The sequence below is a fragment of the Rhizobacter sp. genome (genome assembly GCF_035702065.1).
Taxonomy (GTDB): domain Bacteria; phylum Pseudomonadota; class Gammaproteobacteria; order Burkholderiales; family Burkholderiaceae_C; genus Rhizobacter.
This window is the reverse complement of record NZ_DASSRA010000368.1, coordinates 1-5,464: the sequence shown is the minus strand read 5'-3', so window position 1 is coordinate 5,464 and position 5,464 is coordinate 1. Positions and strand designations below refer to the sequence as shown.

General features: G+C 68.7%; 6 protein-coding genes. All 6 read left to right on the top strand.

Annotated elements, in window-relative coordinates:
- Window positions 1-249 precede the first annotated feature (249 nt).
- A complete protein-coding gene (locus tag VFL64_RS16370; protein WP_489541444.1) occupies window positions 250-504 on the top strand; it encodes a heavy-metal-associated domain-containing protein in 255 nt (84 codons plus the stop codon).
- Between the two features lie 130 nt (window positions 505-634).
- Entirely contained in the window at window positions 635-892 is a 258-nt protein-coding gene (locus VFL64_RS16365; protein WP_489541443.1) for a DUF2933 domain-containing protein, read from the top strand.
- A 2-nt stretch (window positions 893-894) separates the two neighbouring features.
- Window positions 895-3,258: a heavy metal translocating P-type ATPase gene (locus VFL64_RS16360; protein WP_489541442.1), complete on the top strand. Its 2,364-nt coding sequence runs from the start codon at window positions 895-897 to the stop codon at window positions 3,256-3,258.
- Window positions 3,259-3,361: 103 nt separating this feature from the next.
- A complete protein-coding gene (locus tag VFL64_RS16355) occupies window positions 3,362-3,772 on the top strand; it encodes a hypothetical protein (protein ID WP_489541441.1) in 411 nt (136 codons plus the stop codon).
- A gap of 78 nt (window positions 3,773-3,850) precedes the next feature.
- Window positions 3,851-5,092, top strand: coding sequence for a TolC family protein (locus VFL64_RS16350; RefSeq protein WP_489541440.1), 1,242 nt, complete (start codon window positions 3,851-3,853; stop codon window positions 5,090-5,092).
- Between the two features lies 1 nt (window position 5,093).
- The coding region (locus tag VFL64_RS16345; protein ID WP_489541439.1) for a heavy metal-binding domain-containing protein at window positions 5,094-5,464 on the top strand (371 nt) is incomplete at its 3' end.

Sequence of the window (5,464 nt, the reverse complement as noted above, 5' to 3'; positions counted from 1 at the left end):
GCACGAAGCCGTCGGCGCTGGCGGTCGAGCTGAAACGCACTCGGTAGCGCAAGAACGCCCCAGGAAACCTTGTCGGGACGAACCCGCGTCGCTGCGACCAAGTTGCCGCATCGTCTACCCCTCTGAACGCCGCCGGGTCTGGAGCAAAACAACAGGGCGCGCATGGTCTTCAGGAGGACGGCTGGACTCTCCCATCATGGCAAGGGTCAGAGTTCCATCGTCCCCCTCAACTTCCGATGGAGCTTTTCGATGATTGCGTTCAACGTGAATGACATGACCTGCGGGCACTGTGTCGGTGCCATCACCAAGGCCATCCAGGCCGTCGACCCCCGCGCTTCGGTCTCCGTCGATCTCGGGACCAAGCGCGTGCAGATCGGTGCCAGCCGCGCAGACGAGCAGGCCTTCAGGTCTGCGGTCCGTATCGCCGGCTACACCCCAGCGGAATCGGCTCCCAGCAAGGCTGCGTCCGCGCGCAGCGGCTGCTGCTGCGGAAGCTCGCATTGAACCGAACCAAGCCCAGCCGTGGAGCCGGAGACGTCGCTTGACCTTCCCATGATGGAAGGGTTCATCTTTTCGTCACCGACCATCCGAGTGCGTTGGTAAGGCTCAACTCAGACAAGGAAGGAGCGCTGACATGTCCACACACCTCGTTCACTCGTCTCAGCCCGACTCGGGCGGCTTCTCGCGCCGTGCCGTGCGGGGGGCTGTCGTCATGACCGCACTGATCGGCCTGTTCTTCCTGCTGCGCGAGCACTGGGCCCACCTCGCTGGGGCCTGGGCGTATCTGCTGCTGTTGGCTTGCCCTCTGATGCATCTGTTCCATGGACACGGTGGGCATGGCCATCACCATCACGACGAATCCCGTCGTCCTTCAGACACCACGAATCGCTGACCATGGACATGCACACCCACGCAGGCCACCACGGCCACGCACACCCGCCGGCCGCCCCGGCCGCGGGCGCCGACACGCTGAAGGATCCCGTCTGCGGCATGACGGTGACCGAGCAGTCGCCTCATCGGCTGGAGCATGGCGGGAGGCCGTACTACTTTTGCAGCGCCAAGTGCCAGGCCAAGTTCGCGGCGGAGCCCGCCAAGTACGTGTCTCTGGTCGCACCACCACAGGCCCCCTCACCTACCCCCGCCGAGCCCGGCACGATCTACACCTGCCCCATGCACCCGGAGATCCGCCAGGATCACCCGGGCAACTGCCCCAAGTGCGGCATGACGCTGGAGCCGGTGCTGCCCTCGCTCGACGATGAAGAGAACCCCGAACTGGAAGACTTCAAGCGGCGCTTCTGGTGGACGCTGCCGCTCACCTTGGTGGTGACCTTGCTCGCCATGTTCGGCCACAGCCTGGGTTGGTTCGACATGGCCCGCCAGAGCTGGATCGAACTCGTGCTGACGCTGCCCATCGCGCTGTGGGCGGGCGCACCGTTCTTCGTGCGCGGCGTGCAGTCGGTGGTGAACCGCAGCCCCAACATGTGGACGCTGATCGGCCTGGGCACCGGGGCCGCCTTCCTCTACAGCGTGGTGGCCACCGTGGCGCCCCAGGTCTTCCCGGCCTCCTTTGTGTCCATGGGGCGGGTGGCGGTGTACTTCGAAGCCGCCGCGGTGATCATCTCGCTCACCTTGCTCGGCCAGATCCTGGAGCTGAAGGCCCGCTCGCAAACATCAGCGGCCATCAAGTCGCTGCTGGGCCTGGCCCCCAAGACCGCACGGCGCATCGCAGCCGACGGCAGCGAGGCCGACATTCCTCTGTCCAACGTGCACGTCGGCGACCTGCTGCGCGTTCGGCCGGGCGAGAAGGTGCCCGTCGATGGCATCGTGGTCGAAGGCAGCAGCTCGCTGGACGAATCCATGCTCACTGGGGAGCCGCTGCCCGTCACCAAGCGGCCGGGCGACAAGCTGATCGGCGCCACCATGAACACCAGCGGCGCGCTGGTGATGCGTTCCGAGCACGTCGGCTCGGCCACCGTGCTGGCGCAGATCGTCCAGATGGTCGCCATGGCACAGCGCTCGCGCGCCCCCATGCAGCGCATGGCCGACACGGTGGCGGGCTACTTTGTGATGGCCGTCGTGGCCGTCGCCCTGCTGACCTTCCTCGGCTGGGGCTTCTTCGGCCCCGAGCCCAGTTGGGTCTACGGCCTCATCAATGCAGTGGCGGTGCTGATCATTGCGTGCCCCTGTGCGCTGGGGCTGGCCACGCCCATGTCGATCATGGTGGCCACCGGCCGCGGCGCCACCAGCGGCGTGCTGTTCCGTGACGCGGCGGCGATCGAGAACCTGCGCAAGATCGACACCCTGATCGTCGACAAGACCGGCACCCTGACCGAAGGGCGGCCGAGCTTCGAGCGCGCCGTCGCGGTGCCCGGTGTCGCCGAAGACGAGGTGCTGCGCCTCGCCGCCAGCCTGGACCAGGGCAGCGAGCATCCCTTGGCGGCGGCCATCGTCGCAGCAGCCAAGGACCGCGGCCTCGCACTCGACAAGCCGGGGCAGTTCGACTCCGAGTCGGGCATCGGCGTGCGCGGCACGGTGGCGGGCCGGGCGCTGGCGCTGGGCAACACCGCGCTGATGGAGCAACTGGGTGTCGACGTGTCAGCCCTGGCGACGCAGGCCGAGGCCTTGCGCGCGCAGGGCGCCAGCGTCATGCACCTGTCGGTCGACAAGAAGCTGGCCGGCTTGCTGGCCGTGTCCGACCCCATCAAGGCGACCACGCCTGATGCGCTGGCCTCGCTGCGCAAGGCGGGGCTGCACGTGATCATGGCCACCGGCGACGGGCTGACCACGGCGCGAGCCGTCGGCCAGCGCCTGGGCATTGACGAGGTGCACGGCGAGGTCAAGCCGGCGGACAAGCTCAAGCTGGTGGAGAAGCTCAAGTCCGAAGGCCGCACCGTGGCCATGGCCGGCGATGGCATCAACGACGCGCCGGCCCTGGCCCGCGCCGACGTGGGCATCGCCATGGGCACTGGCACCGACGTGGCCATGAACAGCGCACAGGTCACGCTGGTCAAGGGCGACCTGCGCGGCATCGCCACGGCGCGTGCGCTGTCGGTGGCGACCGTGGGCAACATGAAGCAGAACCTGGGCTTCGCCTTCGTCTACAACGCGCTGGGGGTGCCGCTGGCAGCGGGCCTGCTGTACCCGTTCACCGGCTGGCTGCTGTCGCCCATGATCGCGGCGCTGGCGATGAGCCTGAGCTCGGCCTCGGTGATCAGCAATGCGCTGAGGCTGCGCGGCGCCGACATCGGCCCCGATTGACGCGAGCGCGGTCCGCCTCCCGCTGCCGGCAGCCCAGGGCGGGCTTCCGATTCCGCTTGTCTGCCGTCAAGTCGGCGCCTCGCCGGCTGCGTAAACTCCAGCCATGCGTTTGCATCGTCGCTCCAAGCGCTGGCTCTCCGGCTGGCTGATGGTGGTGCTGCTGTTCACCCAGCTCATCACCTCGGCTTACGCCTGCCCGACGATCGCCGCCGCAGCATCGGCCATGGCCATGCAGGAAAGCATGCCCGGATGCGACGGCAACATGCCCGGCGCGATGGACCCCGACCAGCCGCAGTTGTGCCAGGCGCATTGTTCGCAGGGCTCGCAGACGGTTCAGTCGGCACCGAGTGTCGACGCATCGCCTGTGCCCAGCATGCTGCTCGCGATCCTCGACTGGTCGCAGGCAATGCTCGCGCCAATGCATTCCGCCGCGCGCATGGCCCCGGTCGCCACGGGCGCGCCGCCGCCTGGCTCCCCACCGCTCTACCTCTCCCTGCTCGTCCTTCGCAACTAGCGTGATCGCCGGGCCTGGCCTGCACCTGCGCAGGCCGGGCGTTCGCGCTCTTGTCTGGTTTTCAATGAAGGACTTGCCATGGTTTCCACAATGTCTCGGCTGCGCGCGTCGGTGGCGCTGGCGGTGTTGTCCTGGCCCCTGCTGTCGCAGGCCGGCCTCAGCTTCGAACAAGCCACCCAGCTGGCCCGCGAGCAGGCCCCGGCGCTGGTGGCGCAACGCAGCGCCCTGGCTGGCGCCCAGGCCTCACAGCAGGGTGCGGCCACCCTGCCCGACCCGCGTGTGACGCTCGGCGTCGACAACCTGCCCATCTCGGGGCCGGATCGAGGCAGCCTCACCGCCGACTTCATGACCATGCAGCGCATCGGCCTCATGCAGGAAGTGCCTAACAGCGCCAAGCGCGAAGCGCGGGCCAACGGCGCCCAGGCCCGCATCGCGCGAGAGCAGGCGCTGCTTGCGGCGACCCAGCTGGCGGTGCAGCGCGAATCTGCCTTGGCCTGGTTGAACGTCTACTTCGCGGAAAGGCGCCTGCTCGAACTCAAGGCCCTCGATGCAGAGAACCGCGTGCTGCTCGACACCCTGGGGCCGCGCATCGCCGCCGGCAAGGCGATGCCAGCCGACCGCCTGATGGCGCAGCAGGAGGCCCTGGCGCTCGCCGACCGCCGTGACGATGCCCTGCGCGACATCGCCAAGGCCCGGTCGGCCTTGCGCCGCTGGGTCGGTGCACGGGCCGATGAGCCTCTCGCCGGCACCCCGCCGCACGTCTCGGTGGATGCCGATGCCGTGCGGCTTGGCCTGCACCGCCACGCCGAACTCGCGCCCTACGAGGCGATGCGCGCCATGGCGCTGGCCGAGGTGGGCGAGGCCAGCGCCGAGAGCAAAGGCGACTGGGGCTGGGAAGTGGTCTACAGCCGCCGCGGCCCGCAGTACGGTGACATGGTCTCGTTCCAGGTCAGCCTGGATCTGCCCTGGCAGCGCGGCCGGCGGCAGGAGCCTCAACTGCTCGCCAAGCTCCGGGACGTGGATCGCATCGAGGCCGAGCGCGACGAGCTCGCGCGCCGGCACCGCGAAGAGGTGGAGAACCAGCTCGCCGAACTGCAGGCGCTCGACGCCCAGCGCGCACGGCTTCAATCCAGTGGCCAGGTGCTTGCGGCCGAACGCGTGGCACTGGCCCTGGCGAGCTACCAGGCCGGCCGTGGCGACTTGTCGGCCGTGCTGGCGGCCAGGCGCGAAGCGGTTGAAACCGGCCTGCGGCTGATCGAGCTCGACCTGCAACGCAGCGCCCTGAGCGTGCGCCTCACCACCTTGATTTCGGAGCAATGACATGAACACCCGCAACAGACAGGCGGCATTCGCAGCGGTGACCCTCGTGGCAGGTGTTGCGCTCGGATGGAGCATTTCGCAGTGGCGCGGCGTCGGCCAGCGTGCGAATGATGGCGTGCGGGCCGAGGCCGGCCCGGCAGCTGGCAGCGCCGCCGGCGATCGCAAGGTGCTGTACTGGTATGACCCGATGTCGCCCGCCCAGAAGTTCGACAAGCCGGGCAAGTCGCCGTTCATGGACATGCAACTGGTGCCGCGCTATGCCGACGAGGTGGATGCCGGCGCCTCTCCGGGGCTCGCGGTGTCCACCCAGGCACAGCAGGCCTTGGGGCTGCGCCTGGCCCGCGTGGAGCGACGCGCCATCGGTGCCTCGGC

What these genes read in the sequence shown, in the direction of transcription:
- VFL64_RS16370 (WP_489541444.1), top strand. Translation starts at nt 250, where the DNA reads ATGATTGCGTTCAACGTGAATGACATGACCTGCGGGCACTGTGTCGGT.
- VFL64_RS16365 (WP_489541443.1), top strand. Translation starts at nt 635, where the DNA reads ATGTCCACACACCTCGTTCACTCGTCTCAGCCCGACTCGGGCGGCTTC.
- VFL64_RS16360 (WP_489541442.1), top strand. Translation starts at nt 895, where the DNA reads ATGGACATGCACACCCACGCAGGCCACCACGGCCACGCACACCCGCCG.
- VFL64_RS16355 (WP_489541441.1), top strand. Translation starts at nt 3,362, where the DNA reads ATGCGTTTGCATCGTCGCTCCAAGCGCTGGCTCTCCGGCTGGCTGATG.
- VFL64_RS16350 (WP_489541440.1), top strand. Translation starts at nt 3,851, where the DNA reads ATGGTTTCCACAATGTCTCGGCTGCGCGCGTCGGTGGCGCTGGCGGTG.